We start from the raw sequence: 22,782 nt of genomic DNA, 5'->3' as shown, positions 1-22,782 counted from the left end.
GTAGGCCGCCGCCGGTCGCGAACGCGCTTCTCTGCACCACGCACACGGACGGCCCGCGGTTCCGCTCACCGTGAGAACCATGACGTCTCGGTGCTCGACAGCTCGCCCGTCCGCCACCGGAACCGGTCGTGGAACACGAAGTCGACCAGTACATGCGCGGAGAGAGGTGCGCGGTGGCGTGCGGGACGCGGGAAGGGGAAGCGGCACATGCCCTTGTCATGCACGCTACCTCTTTGCGGACCGCGCTCCCCTGTTGGCGGGGCGTGCCGGACCAGGCGAGGGGGAAGGTTGAAGTGCGCACGGGTGAGGGCTGTTCCCGGTGCAGGGGGCAGCCATGACTCGGCGGAACGGCGGATGCGGCCGGAAGCGGTGACACGAAATGACGGTACGAGCGGTGGGTGGGGCACCGTGACCGGCACCGTCCCTGCAAGCCAGCTGTTGGACCTTGCGGCACTGCGCGCCCAAGTCGAGGCGGTGCTGCGGGACTTCCTCGACGCCAAGACCCGTACCAGCGCGGATCACGGCCTGCCCGATGACATCCCCCAGATCTTGCGGGCCTTCCTGTGTGCGGGCGGGAAGCGTCTGCGCCCGCTGCTATGTGTGACCGGCTGGCATGCCGCAGGCGGCCATGGTGATGCCGCCCCCGTGATCCGGGTGGCGGCGGCGCTGGAAATGTTCCACGCCTTCGCCCTGATTCACGACGACATCATGGACCGCTCCGCCATCCGCCGTGGCCACGCCACCGTGCACTGTTCCCTCGCTGCCCGGCACGTCCTGCACCCCGACTCAGCGCACTTGGGAACCAGTGCGGCCATCCTGACCGGTGATCTCGCGCTGGTCCGGTCCGACGAAATTCTGCACACCGCCGGCCTCACCCCCGAACAGCTCGCCGCCGCCCTGCCCTTGATCGATGCCATGCGTACCGAGTTGATGTACGGCCAGTACCTCGACATCACCACCGCCGCCGCCCCCACGGAGAACGTCGACCAAGCCCTGGCGATCGTCCGCTACAAGACCGCCAAGTACACCGTCGAACGACCGCTGCACATCGGCGCCGCCCTCGCCTCCGCCACTCCCGACCTGCAGACCGCGCTCAGCGCCTACGCCCGCCCGATCGGCGAGGCTTTCCAGCTGCGCGACGACCTCCTCGGCGTCTTCGGCACCCCGGCGCAGACATGCAAGAGGAATGGGTGCGGCGACGTTCCACGCCGCAGGCATGGGTATTGCGGTGTCGGATCATCTTGGCGTGCGCCGAGGGTGCCTCGAACAAGGACGTGGCCGCTCGACTCGGTTCCACACCACAGGCCGCTGGCGGGCCCGGTTCGTGCAGTACCGGATCGCCGGTCTGGGTGACATGCCGCGCCACGGTGGCCCCAGGACCGTGACGGACGAGCAGGTCGCCGCGGTGGTCACCAGGACGCTGGAATCCACTCCGAAGAACGCAACGCACTGGTCGACGCGGTCGATGGCGAAGGAGATGGGCCTCTCGCAGTCGTCGGTGTCACGGATCTGGCGGGCGTTCGGCCTGCAGCCGCACCGCTCGGAGACCTTCAAGCTGTCGAAGGATCCGTACTTCGTCGACAAGGTCCATGATGTCGTCGGCCTTTACCTGGACCCGCCCGAGCGGGCGTTGGTGTTCTGCGTGGACGAGAAGTCGCAGATCCAGGCGCTGGACCGGTCCCAGCCCGTGCTGCCGATGATGCCCGGGGTTCCCGAGCGGGCGACCCACGACTACGTCCGCGCCGGCACCACCACACTGTTCGCGGCTCTCGAGGTCGCCACCGGCAAGGTGATCGGCTCCCTGCATCGCAGACATCGGGCCGAGGAGTTCAAGAAGTTCCTGATCAAGCTCGACAAGGAGGTGCCTGCCGACCTGGATGTCCACCTCGTCTGCGACAACTACGCCACCCACAAGACCCCCGCGATCAAGAAGTGGCTGCCGGCCCACCCCCGGTTCCACCTGCATTTCACACCGACCGGCTCGTCCTGACTGAACCTTGTCGAGCGATGGTTCGCCGAACTGACCAACAAGCAGATACGACGCGGCGTTCACAGGTCCGTCCAGGCCCTGGAGAAAGACATCCGCAACTGGATCGCCGGGTGGAACACCGATCCGAAGCCCTACGTCTGGACGAAGACCGCAGACGAGATCCTCGAACGCCTCGCCAGCCATCTGAACAGAATTCCTGACTCAGAACAATAGCGACGGTCCCAGATATCCGCTCCTCGCACGTGCTCCGGCAGCCGCTGCCGTTCGAGGAGCTCCGGGTGCACCCGCACCACGAGGACCTCCTCGTAGTGCCAACGGTTGAAGATCGCGATGTCGCCGCGGCCGGGCAGCCTGGCGGCGTATCGCCACAGGTAGTCGTGGCCGAGCTCTTCGGCGGAGGGCTGCTTGAAGCTGCTCACCTTGACACCCTGCGGGTTCACTCCGCTCATGACATGCCGGATCGTCCCGTCCTTGCCTCCGGCATCGAGCGCCTGCAGACAGAGCAGCACTCCGTACGTGTCCTGGGCGGCCAGACGCTCCTGGTACTCGGCGAGCAGCAACACACCCGTGCGCAGCAGCTCCACACCACGCTTCTTCTTCAGGCCGGCCTTGTAACGGGGATCGAAGTCCCTGCCCAGGATTACCCGCGATCCCGGCTTCACTTGCAGTGGCTCGATGAGCTCCGCGATGCGTTCGACCTGGCGTCCGTCATGACGGCCCGCCTCCTTCCGGTCACGCCGAGTGCCACACGGTCAGGTGCGTTCACCATGGTCAAGACGCCCATGTCCGACGTGCGCGACGGCCGAAGCCTCCGGGGCCTCCACCGGCCGCGCGGGGGCGAGCGCGCCATGCTCCCGGTCGCCTTCCTCGCCGTCCCTCGCGTCGTCGGCAGTGAGACGGCCGGCCCAGCCCCCTCCGGCTGCCGGCGCGAGGGAGGCACCTTCACGACCGGTGCTGCTGAGCACGATCCGGACCCTGCGCGCGACCAGAATCGGGAGGTAAGTCCTGATCTTCGCCTGCTGGAACGTGCCGAGGGCCGTCGCGACCGCTGCGTCCACGATCGCCGGGTCGACCGAGGGGTAGGCGGTCTTCAACGCTGCGGAGACGTCCTGGATGGCTGCTTCCTCGTCCCGCCGGGCGGACCTCTCAGCTACCTGGGGCGGCGCCGGATCTGCAACTGCCCGCGGACCAGGACCGCGACTCGCTCCCTGGGGTGGGGTGCTGTCGCCGGCTATGGGCGCCAGCTCATCCATCCTCATCGCTCAACCGCCCGCGCGCTCGCAAGTCCAAGGTCTCAACGGTCAGAGACTGCATGGCCGGTGGCCCCGGATCCGACAACACCGAGACTGTCATGGGTCGACTGCGAGGCCGCCGCTCTCATTCTCCGGCCCCCGGGTCGCGACCGCCTCACGGACGAGGCCCTTCACGCAGGTTCCTGCGATGCCGCAGGAACGGTGCTCGGAACCGGGCCGCGAGGGAAGAACACAGCGGCGACGGGGCCGATGCGCCTGATGATCTCCAGCTAGTGCGCGTGCGACAGCGTGAATGCCGTCAGGTAACCCAGAGCGTTGGTTGCCCAGTGCAGGCCGATCGGCGCCAGCAGGCTGTTGCTGCGGCGGCGCAACTCGCAGAAGAGGACTCCGGCTGCCGTGGTGAAAAGTACGGTGCCGAGGACGATCGGGACGGCATGCGGGTGAGCGATGTCCGTGGCGAGGGCGGGATGACGCGTAGCCGGATGGAGGGCGCCGACGACGTGCCAGAGGCCGAACAGAAACGAGGAGACGACGGTGGCGGCCACCGTGCCGCCATAGCGGCGGACCAGCCCGTACAGCACACCACGAAACCCGTATTCCTCCAGCAGTACCGTCCCCAACGGCACCCGGACGCACATCAGCAGGACCAGCTCGCCGGCACCGACGTGCGTAGTGTGCGGGTTGGCGAAGAACTCACGGGTCAACGGCAGGAGTGCCCCGACCAGGTAGACCGAGCCCACGACGCCGATCAGGGCCAGCGCCCAGACCGCGCCGCGCCGGAGCGTACCCGCGCCCAGACCGACATCGTCGCGGGTGCCACCCGCCCACCACACGATGCCGGAGAGGAGCAGAATCGCCAGGAGGGCGTTGACCAGCCCGAGAGAGGGCAGGTAGCCGCTGTTGGCCAGGTTGGTCAGGCCCAGCACGGCCAGGACGCAGGCCAGGACGACCGCGGGTGCCGCGGTGCGGCGGAGTCGCATCAGGAGGCGTCCGCCGCGGCTCCACCGCCTTCCGGTCATCCTGTCCTCCCCGGGCATGCTGCGGCCGCACTCCCCCTGCTGCCCCATCCTCCGACGTGGTCTTGAGCCGGACCACTCGGCCTGCCCGGGCCATGGTCCGCCTCCGGACGATGGGCACCGCTGGCGCCGGCGTACCCGCCGGGTGATCATGGAGCAGGAGGTTGCCATGCCACGGGCCACACCGGGGCCGCCGGGAGGCCCGTCAGATGAATCCCCGGGTGCTGAGAGCCGGAGTGACGGCGGCCCGGCCCACCGGAAGCTGCTGTACGTCACTCTCCCGGGCTGCTGGGGCGCGCTCCTTCTGGCATGTCTGTCCTTCACGCCGTCGCTGCTTCCGCGCGGCGGTCTCCTCCAGGGCGTGATCTCTGGCATCACCGCTGCCATCGGCTACGGGCTGGGAGTGCTGATCGCGTTCGTGTGGCGTGCTTTTGCCGACCGCGGCCCTCGCGCTCCGCGACGCTGGGCCTGGCGCGTATTCCTCATCGCTGCGGTTGTCCTGCTCGCCGTCTCCATCGGATTCGGGCAGTACTGGCAGTACGAAATTCGCAAGCTGATGGGCGTGACGGACTACAACATCCCGCTCGCCGTTGCCTCGCCTTTCATTGCGGCGCTGACCTTTGGCGTCCTTCTTCTCGTAGGACGCGCCGTTCGTGGCCTGTACCGCTGGGCAGCGAAACATCTCGGACGCTGGATCGGACCGCGTGCCGCGAAAGGTGTCGGGTGGATTCTCGTTGCGGGGGTTGCCTATGTGGTCGTCACAGGTCTGCTCCTCGACGGTTTCGTCGGCCTGGCGAACGAGGCATTTTCCGTTCGTGACACGAAGACCCCGGAGGGGGTCCACCAGCCCACGACCAGCGCGCGGTCAGGCGGGCCGGGCTCGGTCGTGCCGTGGGATTCGCTCGGCTGGCAGGGGCGAAGTTTCATCGGAACCGGACCGTCGACGGCGAATATCTCGAAGTTCGTCCACCATCCGGCCGAGGAGCCGGTCCGTGCGTATGCCGGGCTGGCGTCTGCCGACGACGCGGAGTCCCGGGCCGCGCTGGCGGTCAAGGACCTCCAGCGCGAGGGCGGCTTCCAGCGCAAGAACCTGCTCGTGGTGACGACGACCGGCAGCGGCTGGGTCGACCCTGCGTCCGTGGACACGTTCGAGTACCTGAGCGGTGGAGACTCGGCGACCGTGGCGATCCAGTACTCCTACCTGCCGTCCTGGATTTCCTACCTGGTCGACCAGTCGAAGGCCAAAGAAGCGGGCCGGGCACTCTTCGACGCAGTCTACGAGAAATGGTCGGCACTCCCTCCGGACAAACGCCCCAGACTGCTCGTCGCCGGAGAAAGCCTGGGGTCGTTCGGTGGCGAGGCCGCCTTCAGCGGAGAATTCGACCTGCGCAACCGCACCGCGGGCACACTGTTCGTCGGCCCGCCAAATTTCAATACACTCTTCCGGGAATTCAGCGACCACCGCGAAAAAGGCAGTCCTGAGGTCCAGCCGATCTATAAGGACGGACGGACCGTACGGTTCGCCAGCAACCCGGGGGCGGGGATTCCGCCGGAGGACCAGCCCTGGGAAGGCAGCCGCGTCCTCTACTTGATGCACCCCTCCGATCCGATCGTCTGGTGGAGTCCCCGTCTGGTCTTCCACGAGCCCGAATGGATCAGTCAGCATGCGGGCAATGACGTGCTGAAGAACATGTTCTGGATTCCCTTCGTGACTTTCTGGCAGATCACCGCAGACCTTCCTTTTTCCACCGACGTTCCGGCCGGCCATGGCCACACATACACGGCCGAGTACGTCGATGGATGGAATGCCGTGATGCGACCCGCCGGGATCACCGCCCACGACCTGGCCGGCCTCAAGGAAATCATTGCGGCCGACGGGTGAGCACGGCGACCATGGACGTTCCATACGCGCAGCCGACCAAGCTCCCATCCCGCCACCCCTACTTCCGGCGTTCGCTCATGGCGACCGGTTCGGAAAGAGCCTGGAAGCCTTCATCTCGTCAGTGCAGGATCCCTTCCTTGGCACGCTGGAACTCCGCGTCCGTGAGGTCGCCCCGGCTCCTGATCTCCGCGAGTTTGGCGAGTCGGTCTGCCGGGCCCGCCGGACCGCTACCGGCAGTCTGGCGAATGTAGCTGTCGAACGCCTGCTGCCGAGCCCGGACGTGCTGTACTTCGCGCTTTCCCATGCCGTTACCGCGCGCCACGAGGTACACAAAGACGCCGAGGAACGGGAGGAAGAGCACAAGAAGCAGCCATCCCGTCTTCCCCCATCCCCCCATCCCCCCATCCCCCCATCCCCCCATCGAGTCGTCGCGGAAGATATCGATGATGATCCGGACGAGCAGAAAGATCCATATGGCCCCGAGGAAGATCCACAATATGGTCCAGAAAGTACCCAGCACGGGGTAGTCGTAGGCCAAATTCCACCGGCCTGCCATGAATTCTCCTCTCGCCCCCTCTCGGCCGACCACTCACCCATGCGGAACGTGGTTATCGGCACGCAGCCCATTGGGCCCCCTCCCTCCGCAGGGCGGTCGGCCGGATTCGACGTTTTCGGATACAGAAGACGGGAGGCTGCCCGCTTCATCAGCCCTCGGCCATCAGCGTCGTCACGTCTCCATCTCAGTGACGAGTTCGGCGAAACCGAGCGCACGCAGAACGCTGCCTGCCGCGTCGACCACCCGTGCGCTGCCGACGATCGGCGCGATCGCCACACAGACGGCCTTTGCGTCTTCGGCAGTCAGGCCGGCCTCTTTCGCCACGCTGAGATTGGCCGGATACGAGGCAGGCGCGGCGTCCATCGCAATGAGCGCCGCCAACCGCACGAGGTGGTAGGTGCGCTCGTCAAGGCCGGAATTGGGCAGCGTTTCAATGGTCATCCGCGCCAGCTGTTCGAAGACCGGGTGCTCACCCTGAGCCATGGCACCCAGGGTGCGTTCGGGAGCTTGTGCTGTCATGATCAGCGACCTTCTCACTCAATGTGTTCCGAGAACCACAGAGGCCGCGAGGGAAGGCTGAGCAAGATGGACCTCTACGCAGGAAGTGCCCTACCTCTACGTGATTCCTTCGCGGGCTTGGCGTCAAATGCCGGCCCTTCGCACGGAAGGGCCCAGAGGGGTGCTGAAAGGCGTTCGAGAACCGTCATTCGACCACCTGCGCTGATGCAGCGCAGCCAGGGCACCACGCACCGCAACGCGTGCAGGCGTATCGAATCCTCGCAGCGGCCGGGCCGCCATCGTTGGCCGGTCGAGACGACCGTGCCTGGGTGGCCGGCTGACGACGCCTGCACCGTCGCCATGAGCGGAAGGCGGATCCGTCCCGGCCCTTCGGAGCGGCGTCTGATGGGGCAACGTTGCCTGCTGCGCCACACCGGCCACGCCCTCTCGCCTGCGACGAGGAGTCCGTCTGGTCCCTGCTCGGCGAACCAGTCGACAGCCCGCAGCTTCTGGGCCCGCAGTGGGCCCACTGGCGCCGGCGGCCACCGCCAGCCGCACTGGTGCCGTACCTGCGGGACGCCTCGCGGCCCAGGCCAACACAGTGGTGGATCGCCGGTTGCAGGCCGCGGACCTGCCCCAGTTGCGGTTCCGCCTTGGGCGTGACGACGGTGTACTGAGGATCCGCGCGTAGCAGCGAAGGAGTACGCGATGGGCGCATCGTCCGCCGCCCCTGCCCCCGCCCCCGAAAACCCCCAGGGCCCGTTGGGTACCACCCGAGCATCCGGGAGGCCGCAAGCGGCGAGGGCGCGAGCAGCGCTGATGAGCTGGTCAAGCTTGCGAACCTCAAGGCGAACGGCACGATCTCGGAGGCGGAGCTCCAACGGGCCAAGGAAAAGTTCCTCCACTGACCTCTGCGCTCTGGATGATCGCCGACCGCGACCTCCGGGCGGGGTGCTCATGGACGGTCTTCAGCATCCTCTACGTGATCTTCATCGGCATCATCCTCTCCTAGGAGGGGACTTCGCAGAAGGGCCGAGGACATGTCAGCAGAAGCGCACCACAGCTCCGAAACGACCAAGGCCGTAGCCGGCGGGTTGACGTTGTTCGCCGCGGTGATGCTCATCGTCGCCGGTGTCCTCTCCGTCTTCCGAGGCATCATGGCCATCGCCAGGGACGACATCTTCGTCAACACCCCGAACTACCTCTTCAAGTTCGACCTGACCGGCTGGGGATGGATCCATCTGATCCTCGGAATCGTCGCGATCGTGGTGGGCTCCAGCCTGTTCCAGGCCGCGACATGGGCACGGGTCTGCGGCATCCTCATCACGGCACTGCTGCTGATCTCCAGCTTCCTGTCGCTGCCGTACTACCCGTTCTGGTCGTTCATCCTGATCGCCATGTACAGCTTCATCATCTGGGCGCTGTGCGTCGTCAAAAAGGAGGCCGTCTGACCGGCGGGCAGTGAAGGGCGTTGGAACGAGAGACACCACCCGCGGACGCTCGTCGGCCACGGTCGGCGGATCACTGGTGAACATCGGCCCGTCCGCAGCTCATCGCGTGCGAGGGTCATCGCCTGTGTCGGCCTCCCGGGCTCGGCACAGATCCCGGCCTGGCACTCGGCATGCCGGCCGCGACCACATGGTGACCGGTACCGTGCTCGCCGTTGCTCGCCGTCCTGCCTATGGGCTCGACGCGTACCACCAGATGCCGCTGATCGTCGTCGCGGCCGTGGTCGCGTTCATCGTCGTCCACTTGCTGCGCCACCGCGAGGATGCCCCGTGAATACGCTCCGTTGGGCTACATACGAAGCATGGTGCGTGCGGGGATTCTCATGCAGCTCTCCGTGGTCGGCGAGTTCTGCTCTGTGGGCGCCGCACTCCGACTGCCCCTTGAGCCGAAGGCGGAGCACCCGAGCGGACCTGCCCCCGGCTTGGGGCCGAGGTGGACTTTGCCAGAAAATTCGTCGTCCAAACGCTCGACCAGGTCCGCACCGGCATTGGAGCGCGTCCCCTGCTCGACAAAGACCTTGTTGAAGAAGCTCAGCATCAGCGCGGCATTGCCGGCCGTCAGCAGCCGCCATGCCGCGCTCTGCTTCCGCAGCGCGACCAGACGGTCGTAGTCCAACTCCAGGCGCCCCGCCCCTAACTGCCCCAGCGCGTGCGATTCAACGCCGACGCTTATGTCAAGGGTGAGCGTCACCATTGGCCCCGGCCCCGCCGGCTTAACGCACCGCGATGATGCCGCTGCGCACCGAGTACGCACCCGCCTGGAGAGGTACCGGGAATACCGAACCGAACGGTGGCCACGCACCGCCAATCCGCACCTGTTCATCTCCCAGACAACCGCCTGCGGCACCGGCCGGGTCAGCCACGTGTGGATCAACGACACTCTCGGCATGCCCGCCCGTCGACTTCGCGAGGACCGTCTCCTTCACGAAGCCAAAGCCACCGGCGGCGACCCCCGCCGCATCTGCGACCTCTTCGGTCTCTCCGTCGGGGCTGCGCTCCGCTACACCGCCACCATCGACCAACCTGGCATCGTCGAGTACCGCCTGCGCAACTCCGGGCCAGGCCCATCGCCACGCGCCGACAACATCGGCTGACACCTTCTTCTACCCCGTGGCCGACCAGGACACCGCTGGCGAGCCCTGGCCGCCACCTCGACCGCCGCAAGCACATGAGCGACACCGTCCAAGCCGTCGCCGGCCTGCTGTCCCCTCAGCGGACCACGGACCTGGCATCGGCTCAGCAGATATGTGCATCGGGCCACAGCGATTTCCTCGACGTCTCACAGCCAACCATGCACGAGCTCGTTACTGACGCATCGTTCGATCTGTCCGCCGGGGCGGCGTGACGCGTCACCGCTGTGCTGGGCGGGCGGGATGGTGGTAGCGCGCGCTTCGTAGACGATCCGGCTCGGACGCCGTCGGCTGATCCGTGAGACTGGGAGGGACGCCATCAAGACGATTTGTGCGGAGCTTGATCTGCGCATCATGTTGTCTCCGGACAGTTGGTCGTTCTCATCCGTGACCGGCGGACGGTCGAGGCCCTGTCCTTTGCTTCCACGGACGCCTCCCGAGCCCGTCGGCGCCGTGTGACGGTGTCACAGCACGGGCGGCGCCTCGCTCCGGAACGCACAACTCGGTGCCCAAGACACTTCGGCTGGTAGCCCGTGCCTACAAAGGCGAACTGGCATCGATTAATGCTGTCGTCACCACGTCCACCGCCTACTCTCAGGCGGCGAAGTCCTCGCCACGCCCTCCTCGGCTGTCTCTGCGAAGTGATCGCCACCAGTGACACCACGCGCCAGCCCACTCACAAGCAGCATCAAGCTCCTGTCGGTGTCACGTGGTGCCCGTAGCCCGCATGCAGAGTTGACCCGACGTTGGCGCTCGGCGTGATGGCTGGTTTCCGCAGGCCACCTGGCGCCTTGCACATGCTGTGTAGTTCCATACGCCGGTGCAGTCCGGGGGCATATGTGGGCCTGCATGCTCTCAAGCCAACCGCGGGCCGCCAGGGGGACTTTTGCATGCCTGCATCCGACGACAAACTCAAGCGACACCTTCCGGAGCCGGGTTAACGGTTCCCCTCCTCACCGGATCGTTTTCCGCACCCATCACCACGTGAAAATCGGTGCGTTCCCGCATTTCCAACTTGTCTGTATGGAACATCTGGGGAGTGTCTTCATGCCAGCAGAGGTGATTTTCTTCAACGTTGGCCAGGGCGACTGCACACTGATCGTCTTCCACAGTGGCGACCCCATGAAAGGCGAGTCCGCGGTGCTGGTCGACGCCGGTACCAAGAAGGAGACCGGCCACGCCTCGGGGGGCGGAAAGGACGACACGGCGAAGACCGAGAACATCAAACGGGTCAAGGAGAAAATCTCGGGGTACCTGGGCGGACTCAAGCACCCCAACACGCTTGACTACGTCATCATCACGCACCCGGATGTGGACCACTACAACCTGATTCCGTACATGCTGTTGAACGATGACGAGTCGGCCCTGAGGTACACCGTCAAGAACCTACTCCACATAGGGAGACCGGCCGATCACACGGTCAATCGCCGTACCAAGGCGTCCACCCGTGACCTCCTGATCCCGTCGAGCAAGTACAAGGACAAGATCGGGAAGATAGAGGTCGCCACCACGCCGACCAAGCCTCAGCGGCTGGATGTCGCCGGGAGCGGCTCCGGCGACGCCGGCTTGTATGTGATCGCGGCCAACACCGTCGCCACAGGGAGCGGTGCGACGCCTGCCAAGAGGCCGCGTACTGCGGATCCCGACCTTCCCGCCGAGGCGGAGGACAACCGGAAGTCCATCTGTTTGATGCTGGTCGGGGAAGCTGCTGGTGGCAAGGAGCAGCGGGTGTTTTTCATGGGGGACGCCGGGCACGAGGTCGAGGGCGTTCTGGCGTCCAGGGGCAGCGACACGGCGTGGACCCCGAGGATGCAGCGGACCGGCAACACCTGGCTGAAGGTGGGCCACCACGGCAGTGATACTTCCACTCACCTCAAGTGGCTGGAACTCATTATGCCCGACGGCCTGTTCATCAGTTCCGGGACGCTGCCTTTCGGCGCCACCGGGATCCCGAAGTTCTCCCATCTGAAGACGATCGTCCAGCGATGGATGGACCAGAAGCTCCCGCCGGTCGCGGTGGAAGAGAACCCGGCGGACAAGAATCTCCCCAATATCGCCTACTTCAGCCGCAGCACAGAGACCCTGCCGCGTCCGAAGAGGACACGAACGTCGGGCGAGGGCTCCCACTACCGGCTAGAGGCGGGCATCAAGGGGGTCGCCACGACGCTTGCACGGATACCCGGCAAGGGGCAGGACAAGGATTCCAAGGCCGTCAAGATTTCCATGGGCTACGACTGGCATCTGCGGATCGACCCCAAGGGCCCCAACACCTATTCGATCACCTATAAGTGAGGGGTCGACGGCATGGCACTGTCTGTAGCGACACTCAAGGAGAAACTAACAGAAAGCCAGGGAAGGGATTTTCACCTGGTGGCAGGAGAATTAGGGATATCCGCTGCCGAGGATCTCTTCGCCGAGCACCTCGGCACCGATTCTCTCACGATCACCGAATGCGCCCCGATGGCCGAAGAGCTGACCGTGGTCGGCCGGTTACAACTCCGCCACCTCGCGGAGCCCGTGCCCGTGTCGGCCCTCTTCCTGCCGGATGACACCGGCGAGGAAGTCGCCGGCGTCCATCTGGACGCCACCCTCCCCAGCTGGACCATTCCGCCCCAGCACCTCGACATCAGTGTGGACGTTCTGCGCACCGCCGGATTCGACGTCCTGCACCTGCTGCTGAACGCCACAGCGGACCATGAGGGCAACACCGCCCCACGCATCGGTATCGGTGCGGAGCGGCCGATGTCCGGGTCTTCCGGAGGGCCGAAAGCGTATGTGGCCGGGTTCCAACCTCGCTACATGGACACGGCCTGGCAGCTTGCGGGCGTCTTCGAGCCGGTGTCACTCCATGCTCTGGCCGACCTGGCCTCCCTGGCTCCGGGGTTGACGGGCTCGGCTTTCGACCTCCCCCAGGAGATCGGCAGCGTCGGCACCCTGCAGGTCAGCGGGATGTCCGTCAGCTTCGCGCCGGCCGGTGACGGAAGCGGGGGCGAGCTGCTCTCCTTCTGGATCAGGGTCCGGCTCGGTACCGACTGGACTGTCATCCCGGGGCTCTTCACCCTCTCCGGGCTGCGGGCGGAGTTCGATATCCTGCCCACGCCGGAGGGTTTCAAGGCCGGTGTGCTCTTCGGTGGCGTCGTCACCCTCGTCGAGGACATCGAAGTCGCTGCCGCGTTCCGGGTGCCCGACCTCCAGGTGTTCGCGCATCTCACCCAGCCGGTGCCGCTGGCCCCGCTGCTGGAGAAGTACTTCTCGGGGCTGGAGCTGCCGACCAACACCCTGTCCGTGGCCGAGCTCCGGCTCTGCGCCCAGGCCGGGGGTAGCGGCCAAAGCTACAGCCTCAGCCTCGCTTTGGATGGCGAATGGCAGCTGCCCTTGCGAGGCATCAAGCTCAGTGGGCTGGAGCTGACGATCGATGTCGCCGATGGCACGCCGACCGCCTCCCTGACCGCCGACTGGGCAATCGGAGGTGGCTCGGTCCGGCTCAACGCGGCTTACCAAGACAGTAGTTGGCACTTCGACGGTGCCGCCTTCGGGATCACCGGAGCCGATCTCTTCCGGGTCTTCGATGCCGAGCCCCCGTCCCTGTTCGCCGAACTGGCGCTGCGGGAGCTCGGCTTCGCCTTCGACAGCGGCGGACAGAGCATCGAACTCTCCGGCGAGCTGGGCTTCCCCCTCGGCGACGCGGACGCATCCCTCATCCTCACCGCCCTCCTCACCCGGCGCGACGCCGGATACGACAAGGACGTCACGGGACAGCTCAAGCTGATCGTCCCCGGTGCGTCCGAAGACCTCCCCGATGGCCCCGAAGACGCCGGCCAGCGCCTGCTGGACGCCGAACAGCGGCCCGGGTACCGCGTGCTCACCTTCGCGGCGGACTACCAGGAGAGCAGCGCCGGGACCGTGGTCAGCGGAGAGTGGGAGGGGCAGCCAGGGCTGCCCCTCACCGACTTGGCGACCGCGATCGGGCTCGGTCTTCCCGGCGACCTCCCGCCCGTGCTCCAGCCCGTACTGGAGTCGTTGTCCGTTCGGTACGAGTTGGCCACCCGCCGGGTGCTGCTGACGGCCGCCACTCCGCAGACCGGGTGGGTGTACGCCGGGCTGCCCGACGGATCCGGTGGACGTCGCCTGCACGCGGCGGCGATGCGCGTCCGCCTCGACGCCCACGCCTCAGATCTCCCCTTGATCGGCGAGGCGATCCCGGGTGCGCATGACCTGGCGCTGGATGCGATCGCCTTCACCGTCACCCCGGAAGGCTGGTCGGACGACCGGGCGGACGAGACCAATGCCGCACTGGACGCCATCGACCCGCAGGTCCCGCGCAGGCTACCGCGGTTTGCGGCCGAATCGGCCAGGTCCGGGGTAACCACGCTGATCGAGTGGGCCATCGACGGCGAACCACGACCGCCCCTGGTACTGCACCTGCCGTCCCCGGCCGGAAGCGGCCCGGCGGCCCTGCCCTGCGGGCCCCTCGACGCCCTGGGCGTTCCGGCGGAGAAGGTGGTCCTCGGGCGAGAGCGGGACGCCACCCAGGAGGAGTCCTCGCAGGACGTCGACCACGTCTTCGGCCCGGTCCGGATCCGGAAGGTCAGCCTCGGTTTCCGCCGCGGCGTGCTGTTCATCGCCTTCGATGCGACCTTCTCCCTCGGCCCCGTCCAGCTGGACACGATCGGCCTGGGTCTGGGCCTGGACAAGGACTACCAGCTCACTCCGGTGCTGCAGGGCGCGGGAGTGCGTATCGACCTGGCCCCGCTGAAGGTCACCGGCACCTTGGAGGTCCGCGACGACGACGAATTCGCCATCTACATCGCTGGCCTGATCACAGTGGAGACCGGGTTCTTCGCCATGCAGGCGGCCGGCAGCTACGCCCGCAGTGTGGATGGCTGGTCGTCGGTGTTCCTGTTCGGCGAGATCGCCGCCGTCGGCGGGGCGGCATTGTTCGTCGCGCCTCCGTTCACGGTGACCGCGGTGTCGGCCGGGTTCGGGGTCAACAGCACGCTGCGTATCCCGGCCATCGAGGAGCTGGGCGAGTTTCCCCTGATCTCCAACCTGGCCGGCGGCGCCACTGGTGCCACCCCGCAGCAGGCACTGGAGGCGTTGGCGGACTGGGTGCGTCCCGCGGAAGGGCGCTACTGGGCCGCAGCCGGGCTGGAGTTCACCCTGTTCAAGTTCATCGCCACGCGGGCGCTTGCGGTGGCGGAGTTCGGCGACGACTTGAACCTGGCGCTGCTCGGCCGCACCTCGGTGACCTTCCCGCGCGACACCAAGCCCGGCAAGAAGGTCCACGCCCGCATCGACATCGACCTCAAACTCGCCTACCAGCAGTCCCAGGGCCTGTTCTCCCTTGATGTGGCGGTCGGTGCCGGCTCGTTCGTCTTCGACCCGGCCTGTCGGCTCACCGGCGGCATCGCCGTCTACCTCTGGACGGCCGGCCGGCACGCGGGCGACTTCGTCATCACCGCCGGCGGCTACCACCCCGCCTTCGAGAAGAACCTGCCCGCGCACTACCCGCGCCCGGCCCGGCTCGGCTTCGTCTGGGCCCCGGACGACAAGATCATGGTGAAGGCCGAGGGCTACACCGCGCTCACGCCGAACGCGTTCATGGTCGGCGGGCGACTGGCCGCCACCTACGACAAGGGCCTGCTGTCCGCCTGGTTCACCGCCTACCTCGATGTATTGATCCAGTGGCGGCCGTTCCTGCTGGACGCCGAGCTCGGCATCAGCATCGGTGTGGCGTTCACCATCAAGGTCTTGTTCGTCAAGGTCCGGGTCTCCATCGAGGTCGGCATCAAACTCGCCTTGTGGACCCCGCCGTTCGGCGGCCGTGTCACCGTCAAGGTCTGGTTCATCTCCTTCAGCTTCGACATCGGCGCCGAGCGCCCTGAGCTGGACGCGGCGGAATGGCGGGAAGTACGCGACCAGCTTCCGGATCCGCTGACCATCACCCCGCTTGCAGGGCTGCTCGCCGACGTCGACGCCGACGAACTCGCCGCCCGGCGCGCCGACCAGGATCCCGTCCTGGTTGCCTCCGCCGGGTTCGCCGTCACCGTCGAGACGGTCGTCCCGGCCACCCGCATCTACCTCAACGACGATCCGTTCGAGCCGGAAGACGAAGAAGCGGGCAACAAGATCAGCATCCGGCCGATGTGCAAGGACGCCTCCATCACCTCCGAATTCCGGGTCACCATCACGGGCCCCAAGGCATTCAAGGAGGAAGACTGGACCATCGAGGTGATCGAGCGCGATGCCCCCGCAGCCCTGTGGGGATCTCCGCTCGACAAACCCTCCGATGCGCTCGACCAGCCCGCCCTGCTGCCTGCCCAGCTCGCCGGCCTTCGGTTCAAGGTCCTCGAACCCTCCACCGACGGCGAGATCGACCCGTTCCCCATCCAAGCCCTCTGCGTCACCCCCCTGGACAGCGGCCGCACCCCGCTGCGCGAGGACCAGAAGCAGGGCCCCATCCCTCTGCACGACCCCAGCAACAGCATCGACATCATCGCCGAGGGCATCGACTCCGAGGGCACCGACTCCGAGGGTCCCAAGACCCGTCGCGTCGCCGCCTACAGCGCCCTTCACCGGCTCGGCCTGGCACCCGGCGCCGACGGCGCCTCCCTGGGCGGTTACGCCCGCAAGGCCCGCAGCTACCTCGTCTACGAGCCCCTGACCACCACCGCGCAGTAGAGAGGGGCCTTGCGTTGGCCACCGGACCTGACCTTCACATCAAGTTCTACGACTACCTGGCTCCCCGCCTCACCGCCGGTACCTACCGCATCCACGCCGAGCACACCCTCCTTGAAGGCGAGAGCGATATCACCGGCGGCGACGGGCTTCCCGCCGTCGGTGCCGAGTTCGAGGTGCGTGCCGCTCAGTTCGTGCTCGACGAGAGCACCGTGCACACGGTGTACCCGCCGCCCGGATCCTCCGGCCGCTACGACACCGTCCTGCCGCACATCACCTTGACCCGGTCCATCCTGCCGTGGGAACGCGACGTCAGCTGGTCCAGGGACACCGCCCGCGCGCCGTGGATGGCCCTGCTGGTGTTCAAGGAAGGCGAACTTCCCGACGACCCCGAAGGTTTGGGGATCGCCACGCCCCGCAGCGTCGAAAAACTGTTGCGCACCGGCGACCAAGCCGTCCAGCCCCCGGCGATCGACCCGGACCAGCTCGACCCCAAGACCCTGACCTCCGGCTGCCGCACCATCGACGTCCCCAAGGAGCTGTTCACCGCGCTGATCCCCCGCGAGGAAGAGCTGGACTACCTGACCCACGTCCGCGACGTGTACGAGCCCCGGCCCGACGACCGTGCGGATGGTGAGGTCCTCACCGAAGGCTCGTTCGCCGTCGTCACCGGCAACCGCTTCCTTGATGAGGACGGCCCACGCACCGTGCACCTGGTCTCCCTCGAAGGCCACGACGGCCCACTCAACGGCGACTTCGAGACCGAGACCACGCACGTGCGCCTGGCATCTTTGTGGTCCTGGAACTTCACCCACGACTCCGGCATCGGCCTGGACCCGGCCGGCCTACTGCAGCAGCTGGTCGCCCCCGGCATAGAAGACCTGGACGACCCGGCGAACGCCGAACGCCTCGCCCTGCGCCTGGAACCGGCACTCCCGCCCGATCGCGACCCCGACGCGGACGAGCAATACGCCCATCAGCGGCTCGCCCTAGGCTACGTCCCCGTACCGCAGCGCCTGCTGTCGGGCGAGCTCAGCTACGCCTGGTACCGCGGCCCCTGCACCCCAGTGACCGTCCAGCCACTGCCCGACGGGTACGACGCGAACCCCAAAACCCAGACCACCGCCGACCACGCCCTCATCTACGACAAGGACTACGGCGTCTACGACGTCAGCTACGCCTCGGCCTGGACGCTCGGGCGCACCCTGGCCCTGGCCGACCCCGACTACAGCGCCGACCTCACCCGCGCCCGCCGCGAACTGTCCAACCACGCCGTCGCCTTGATGGCCCTGGCCGCCGCCCCCGCCCGGGCCCGGGCCTGCACACCCCGCACCGGCGAGGCCACCGCCGACCCCGACACGGAATTGCGCCCGAACCTCGGCTGGCTGCGCACCCTCGCCGCCGCCAGCCGCGACCTGCCCAGGGCTCTGGCAGCACCCCAGCCGGTCACCGCCCTGGCCGAGGAGCCGGCCCCCGCTCCCCTCAGCCGCACGGACCGGCGGCTCCTGCTCGGCACCCAGTCCCGCCAGGCCGCCCTGCGCAGCACCGCCGAGCACCGCACTGCCGGCATGCCCGCCTGGTTGGACCGCCTCGGCCAGCTGTACGACATCCCCTTCAGCTACCTCGTCCCCGACCCGCGCATGCTGCCCCCCGAATCACTGCGCCTGTTCCGCCTCGACCCCCACTGGATCAAGGCCCTGACCAACGGCGCCCGTAGCGTCGGCCTGCACACCACCCTCGACCAGCAACTCGACGCCACCCTCCACGCCGCCGTCGCCACCCGCCGCACCACCCAACCCGCCACCGCAGGACTGCTGCTGCGCTCGGCCCTCGTCCCCGCCTGGCCCGAGTTCGACCTCACCGCCCGCCAAGGCGACCGCGTCCTCACCGAGTTGCGCCGCGCCCACCCGGCGCCCGACGTCCTGCTCCTGCTGTTCGACGACGTCCCCGACACCATCGTCATCCGCGAACCCGGCGAAGGCATCCACTTCGGCACCGACCCGTTTGGCAAGATCGCGCTGCGCCGACTCGACCCCGACGACGGCGACCTCGGCGCCCCGCTGGAGCGCGCCTTCCCCGAATCGGGTTCGATCTTCGACAGCTTCCTACGGGAAGGGCCCCACGGCGTCCTGAACCTGCTCGGCGAAGGCGGCCTAGTCCACGCCCTGTCCGGCGAGTTCGCCCACACCGAGCGGCTGAGCCCCAGCGAGTTCGCCGTCGAGATGATCAACGCGCCACTCGAGCAGAAGCTGGTGCCCGCCCCCGGAGGATCCCGCGTTGAGTGACACCGACCTGATCGTCCCGATCCGCCTGCACACCCTCGTCGTCAACAAGCATGTCGCGGGTTTCGACCGCTGGTACCCGGACCTGGGGGCCATGCTGAACGACGCAGGCAACCCCGAACCGCCGAACCCCACCCAGCAGGTGCAGAACATGTTCGGCGTCCACGTCCAGTGGGAACTGCCCGAGGCTCTCACCCGCGGCCACTACGATGCCGCCACCGGCGAGACGACCTTCCCCCTTGTGCCCAACCGCTGGCTGGTCATCCGCTACTCCCACACCCGGCAGGGCGCACGGCAGGCAGCGGGCTGGGTGGTGCACAGCGACTACCTCCAGATCAGCGACTACAACGGGGCACACGGAAACGGCACCAGCCGATACCTCACCGACCGCAGCCCGGACGGTCAGCGCGTAGACCTGCACGTGGACCTGATCGGACGCCTCCACGCACTCAGTGACACCGCGCCCTGGGTCGAACCCGAGCGCCGCGAACCGTTCCTCACCGCGATCGGCCCCGGCCTCCCCGCCTTCGCCGCGTTCGCCTCCTACCACAAGAACGTGTTCTGCTTCCACGACACCTTGCAGGACCTCGTCGAGCCCGGCTTCAACGACCCCGCTGACAACGAGCTGAGCTACCTGGTCATCGGCTGGTACTCCGAGGCGGACGCGGACTTCCTGACCCGGGCCCGCGACATCCCCGGCCTCCTGCCGCCCGGCTCCGACACGATGGACGACCTGCTGCACGCGCTGGAGTGGAAGGCGCCCGGCGACATCTCCGCGCTGCGCCACTCGCGGTATTGCGGCAGCTCCCTAGGCATCAGCTGGCGCTCCGACGGCAACCCACCGGAGTCCACTCAGCCCGTCAACCCCGCCGCCCTGAAGCTCGCCATCGGCCACAGCACCGCCGACGCCGCCCCCGAACTGATCCGCCAGCAGACCCGCTCCAACCTCACCGGCGACCTGGTCAAAGCCCTCTTCAACGGCACGATCGAAACGTACGGCCTACCCGACGGCGCCGTCGAACTCGACGAGGCCACCCGCCGCGCCTGGTACGCCGGCAGCGACGGCGGCCACCTGTGGGAGATCGTCGCCCGCCCCTCCGAGGACCCTGAGCCGGTGCCGCCCACCCCCGCCTGGCTGGACACTCTCAACCGGAACCAAGCCGAGTACGACGACCTCAGCGAGCTCCTCACCCGCACCCAGCCCCGGCTGTGGAACCTGTGGTGGCTGCGCAACCTGCCCGAGAACGCCCACGGCGAACACCCGGTCGGCTTCGACTCCGAAGCCGACCGGCAGCTCGACCCCGCGAACGAGGGGACCCTGGCCGCCGAGGTCAAGGGCTACCTCGACCGCCTCGCCGAACTGACGCAAGGCGAAGACGGCCTGCCCCACGGCGACACCCCCGAAGATCTGCAGGCCGCCATCAACCGGTACACGGACGACCACGACCTCCCCGCCGGGCTCGAACTCAAACGCACCGCCCACGACCCCTACTACAGCCCCGCCGACCCGGTCGTGGTCACCACAGGCGCCGGCGGCGATCAGGCACTCGGCCGCGACCCCGAGGACCCGCTGCCCTGCCGCCTCCCCTCGGCCCTGCTCACCTCCATCCTGATCAACGACACCCCGACCACCCCCGACCCCGGCACAGCGCCCAAACCCAACCTCACCAACCTGCCGCCGGTGTGCGCCACGCTCGTAGGGGAGTTCGCGCTGCTCGACACCGCGGCGAACACCCCCTCTGGCAGTGCCAACGCCCTGGAGGCCGCCCTCAGCAACCCGCAGACCCACATCCAAGGCGCACTGCCCGAGTACACCGGGATGTGGCAGCAGCCCTGGACCCCGATGTACCTGCAGTGGGAGATCCGCTACTGCGCCACCCCGTTTCACAGCGACGGCACCGACCACTGGACGTTCGACGGCACGACCAACACCTACCAGTGGAACGGCACCGGAGCCCAGTCTCTCGACGGCAACGAGAGCCAGTGGCCTGCATTCCACGGCCGCTCCTACCTCACCCCCACCACCGCCTACGTGCTGCGCGAGCAGGTTCGCCGCTACCTGGACACCTTCACCGGCCAGGAGAGCGAGGGCCTGGCGCACCTGCTGGAGGACTACGACGAGCTGGACGTGCTGTCGCAGACCCTCGATGGCTTCAACGACTGGCTGCTCGAACTGGACGGCTCCGCCCGGCTCATCCCCACCGACGCCGACCCGACGCTACTCGGCGACCCCCAGCGAGTGCCCAACCCGGGCCGCCCGGACGCCGCCCCCGGCCCCCGCCGTTTCCAGCCGGTACGGGCCGGCCAGTTCTTCTTCAACACGCTGCAGATCATCGACCGTTTCGGCCGCACCAGTCAGTTCATGTCCAACCCCGACGACCCCGGCTCGCTGCGGCCCTACCCGGCCCGCAGCGTCCGGCCCGACCTGACCAAGCCGCTCTACCCCGACCCGGTCAACACCCACCGCTTCATCCAACTGCCACCACGGCTCCTGCAACCCGCCCGGGTCCGCCTGGAAACCATCCGCGCCGCGGACAGCGCCCGCTACACGGGCCTGCCACCCGCCGCCGAGCCCGCGGCAACCCCGGTGGTCGGCTGGTTGATGTTCAACCGCCTCGACCAGACCCTGCTGGTCTACGCCCCCGACGGCTCCCCGCTCGGCGAACTACGCGTGGTCGGCGCCGACACCAGCCTCGCCTGGACCGTACTGCCACACGCGCCCTACCCGGGGCCCGACGACCCGGGCTTCGCCCGAGCGTACCCGGAGCTGTCCAAGATGCTCACCGCGCTGCTCCCACCGGACGGCCACGGGCCGCGCGCCTTCGAAGCCCTTCTGACCGCCATCGACCAGAGCCTGCAATCCATCACCGGCCCCAGTGCCGAAGCCGATCGCAGCCCCGCCCGCCTCATCGGACGGCCAGTCGCGCTGGTCCGCGCCGAACTCGCCATCCAGCTCCAAGGCCCGCCACTGACCAGCCCCGCCTGGGACCAGGTCCTCAACCCGCCGCCCGCGGACTACCCGAGCTATGAGTGGCCAGTGAAACTCGGCGCCCCCGAACGGCTCGACGACGGTCTGATCGGCTACTACGCCAGCGCCGAAGGACCCGGCGGCGACACCAACTACGACACCCTCAACATCGTCGTGGCGGATCTCGCGACGAACCCCTACCTGCGCCCCATCACCAACGGCGCGGACCTGGCCCTGCCCGCGAAACCCAGCGACGAGACGGTCGTCCACCGCCTCACTCTGCTCGCCGACCCGCACACCGCCGTCCACGCCACCACCGACATCCTGCCGGTGACCGGACTCACCCTCGACGCCGACCTCGTCCAGCAGGCCCTGGCCCGGATCGAAGCCTCCTTCCGGCTCGACCCCCTGCTCGCCCCCACCCGGGCCGGCGATCAGACCGCCACCGCCTCCCCCTCCCTCGGCGAAGCGCACGGACACGGACTCACCCACCTCCTCGACGGCAACCTCGGCACCTACTACCTCAGCCAGGACCCCGCCACATCCGGCGACTGGATCGCCCTGGACCTCGGCGACACCCGCACCGTCAGCCGCGTAGACCTCTACCCCGCAGACACGATCGGCGCGCATCAGCTGCCCGCCTACGAGCTGGAATCCTCCACCGACGGCGAAGAGTGGACGCCGCTCCCCGACCCCCCGGTCGGCCAGGAATTCCACGCCAATCCGGCCGAGCCCGTGACCGCCCGGCACATCCGGGTCCGCTTCACCGACAACTCCGCATCCCAGGTGGCGATCCGCTCCTTCACCGCGACCACCGACGCCGGCGACAACGGACTCGTCATGCCCCGCCCCGCCGCCTGGTTCGGCGACTGGACCTGGGCCGAACCCCACGATGAGAGCGGCCCGGTCCCGAGCTGGGCGCGCCTGCCGATCCTGCCCGCCGACACCTCCGCCTCGCTCGACGACGCCATCCCCACCGCCCGAGCCGGCTACCTCCAACTGCGCCCCCGCCGACCCTGAC

At 67.8% G+C, this 22,782-nt stretch carries 13 protein-coding genes and 3 pseudogenes; 10 read left to right on the top strand and 6 right to left on the bottom strand.

Going from position 1 to position 22,782, the window contains the following annotated elements:
• Positions 1-207: 207 nt before the first annotated feature.
• Together ACZ4S3_RS12015 and ACZ4S3_RS12010 are read left to right on the top strand one after the other, a co-directional pair.
• A pseudogene (locus ACZ4S3_RS12015) lies at positions 208-1,125 on the top strand (polyprenyl synthetase family protein); the annotation flags it as partial.
• Positions 1,126-1,175: 50 nt separating this feature from the next.
• A pseudogene (locus ACZ4S3_RS12010) lies at positions 1,176-2,203 on the top strand (IS630 family transposase).
• Here ACZ4S3_RS12010 and ACZ4S3_RS12005 read toward each other — a convergent pair.
• The 3 genes and pseudogenes from ACZ4S3_RS12005 to ACZ4S3_RS11995 form a co-directional block, all read right to left on the bottom strand.
• Positions 2,200-2,679: pseudogene (locus ACZ4S3_RS12005) on the bottom strand (polyphosphate kinase 2 family protein); the annotation flags it as partial. The pseudogenes ACZ4S3_RS12010 and ACZ4S3_RS12005 overlap by 4 nt on opposite strands.
• Positions 2,680-2,742: 63 nt before the next feature.
• On the bottom strand, positions 2,743-3,243 hold the full coding sequence (locus ACZ4S3_RS12000) for a three-helix bundle dimerization domain-containing protein (RefSeq protein ID WP_467930988.1): 501 nt from the start codon (positions 3,241-3,243) through the stop codon (positions 2,743-2,745).
• Between the two features lie 269 nt (positions 3,244-3,512).
• Complete coding sequence (locus tag ACZ4S3_RS11995; protein ID WP_467930983.1) at positions 3,513-4,262, bottom strand: lysostaphin resistance A-like protein; 750 nt, start codon at positions 4,260-4,262, stop codon at positions 3,513-3,515.
• Between the two features lie 358 nt (positions 4,263-4,620).
• Here ACZ4S3_RS11995 and ACZ4S3_RS11990 point away from each other — a divergent pair, with 358 nt between their 5' ends.
• Complete coding sequence (locus ACZ4S3_RS11990; RefSeq protein ID WP_467930979.1) at positions 4,621-6,141, top strand: alpha/beta hydrolase; 1,521 nt, start codon at positions 4,621-4,623, stop codon at positions 6,139-6,141.
• A 118-nt stretch (positions 6,142-6,259) separates the two neighbouring features.
• Here the strand turns inward: ACZ4S3_RS11990 and ACZ4S3_RS11985 are convergent, their stop codons facing one another.
• Positions 6,260-6,697, bottom strand: coding sequence for a PLDc N-terminal domain-containing protein (locus ACZ4S3_RS11985; RefSeq protein WP_467930974.1), 438 nt, complete (start codon positions 6,695-6,697; stop codon positions 6,260-6,262).
• Positions 6,698-6,868: 171 nt separating this feature from the next.
• Positions 6,869-7,216, bottom strand: coding sequence for a carboxymuconolactone decarboxylase family protein (locus ACZ4S3_RS11980; RefSeq protein WP_467930970.1), 348 nt, complete (start codon positions 7,214-7,216; stop codon positions 6,869-6,871).
• 1,019 nt (positions 7,217-8,235) lie between these two features.
• On the opposite strand from ACZ4S3_RS11980, the gene ACZ4S3_RS11975 reads away from it, so the two are divergent.
• Together ACZ4S3_RS11975 and ACZ4S3_RS11970 are read left to right on the top strand one after the other, a co-directional pair.
• Positions 8,236-8,646, top strand: coding sequence for a DUF7144 family membrane protein (locus ACZ4S3_RS11975; protein ID WP_467930966.1), 411 nt, complete (start codon positions 8,236-8,238; stop codon positions 8,644-8,646).
• 187 nt (positions 8,647-8,833) lie between these two features.
• On the top strand, positions 8,834-8,977 hold the full coding sequence (locus ACZ4S3_RS11970; protein WP_467930961.1) for a hypothetical protein: 144 nt from the start codon (positions 8,834-8,836) through the stop codon (positions 8,975-8,977).
• Between the two features lie 15 nt (positions 8,978-8,992).
• Here the strand turns inward: ACZ4S3_RS11970 and ACZ4S3_RS11965 are convergent, their stop codons facing one another.
• On the bottom strand, positions 8,993-9,397 hold the full coding sequence (locus tag ACZ4S3_RS11965; protein ID WP_467930957.1) for a DUF3375 family protein: 405 nt from the start codon (positions 9,395-9,397) through the stop codon (positions 8,993-8,995).
• A 193-nt stretch (positions 9,398-9,590) separates the two neighbouring features.
• Between ACZ4S3_RS11965 and ACZ4S3_RS11960 the strand changes: the two genes are divergently transcribed.
• The 5 genes from ACZ4S3_RS11960 to ACZ4S3_RS11940 all read left to right on the top strand — a co-directional run bounded on the left by ACZ4S3_RS11960 (position 9,591) and on the right by ACZ4S3_RS11940 (position 22,781).
• Positions 9,591-9,797, top strand: a complete 207-nt coding sequence (locus ACZ4S3_RS11960) for a hypothetical protein (protein WP_467930952.1) — start codon at positions 9,591-9,593, stop codon at positions 9,795-9,797.
• Positions 9,798-10,880: 1,083 nt separating this feature from the next.
• Entirely contained in the window at positions 10,881-12,125 is a 1,245-nt protein-coding gene (locus ACZ4S3_RS11955) for a ComEC/Rec2 family competence protein (protein ID WP_467930949.1), read from the top strand.
• A gap of 12 nt (positions 12,126-12,137) precedes the next feature.
• Positions 12,138-16,514 (top strand): DUF6603 domain-containing protein, encoded by a 4,377-nt coding sequence (locus tag ACZ4S3_RS11950; RefSeq protein ID WP_467930944.1) that lies wholly within the window; start codon positions 12,138-12,140, stop codon positions 16,512-16,514.
• Between the two features lie 14 nt (positions 16,515-16,528).
• Positions 16,529-18,796, top strand: a complete 2,268-nt coding sequence (locus tag ACZ4S3_RS11945; RefSeq protein WP_467930940.1) for a hypothetical protein — start codon at positions 16,529-16,531, stop codon at positions 18,794-18,796.
• Positions 18,789-22,781: a discoidin domain-containing protein gene (locus ACZ4S3_RS11940; RefSeq protein ID WP_467930936.1), complete on the top strand. Its 3,993-nt coding sequence runs from the start codon at positions 18,789-18,791 to the stop codon at positions 22,779-22,781. The genes ACZ4S3_RS11945 and ACZ4S3_RS11940 overlap by 8 nt, the downstream gene beginning before the upstream one ends.
• Position 22,782: the final 1 nt, after the last annotated feature.

This window comes from Streptomyces sp. NPDC028368 (genome assembly GCF_055565615.1).
The sequence above is the reverse complement of the archived record's forward strand: the minus strand, read 5'-3'. Positions and strand labels throughout refer to the sequence as shown.

Coding starts and splice junctions, on each gene's coding strand:
- ACZ4S3_RS12000 (WP_467930988.1), bottom strand. CDS start 3,243: ATGGATGAGCTGGCGCCCATAGCCGGCGACAGCACCCCACCCCAGGGA.
- ACZ4S3_RS11995 (WP_467930983.1), bottom strand. CDS start 4,262: ATGACCGGAAGGCGGTGGAGCCGCGGCGGACGCCTCCTGATGCGACTC.
- ACZ4S3_RS11985 (WP_467930974.1), bottom strand. CDS start 6,697: ATGGCAGGCCGGTGGAATTTGGCCTACGACTACCCCGTGCTGGGTACT.
- ACZ4S3_RS11980 (WP_467930970.1), bottom strand. CDS start 7,216: ATGACAGCACAAGCTCCCGAACGCACCCTGGGTGCCATGGCTCAGGGT.
- ACZ4S3_RS11975 (WP_467930966.1), top strand. CDS start 8,236: ATGTCAGCAGAAGCGCACCACAGCTCCGAAACGACCAAGGCCGTAGCC.
- ACZ4S3_RS11970 (WP_467930961.1), top strand. CDS start 8,834: ATGGTGACCGGTACCGTGCTCGCCGTTGCTCGCCGTCCTGCCTATGGG.
- ACZ4S3_RS11965 (WP_467930957.1), bottom strand. CDS start 9,397: ATGGTGACGCTCACCCTTGACATAAGCGTCGGCGTTGAATCGCACGCG.
- ACZ4S3_RS11960 (WP_467930952.1), top strand. CDS start 9,591: ATGCCCGCCCGTCGACTTCGCGAGGACCGTCTCCTTCACGAAGCCAAA.
- ACZ4S3_RS11955 (WP_467930949.1), top strand. CDS start 10,881: ATGCCAGCAGAGGTGATTTTCTTCAACGTTGGCCAGGGCGACTGCACA.
- ACZ4S3_RS11950 (WP_467930944.1), top strand. CDS start 12,138: ATGGCACTGTCTGTAGCGACACTCAAGGAGAAACTAACAGAAAGCCAG.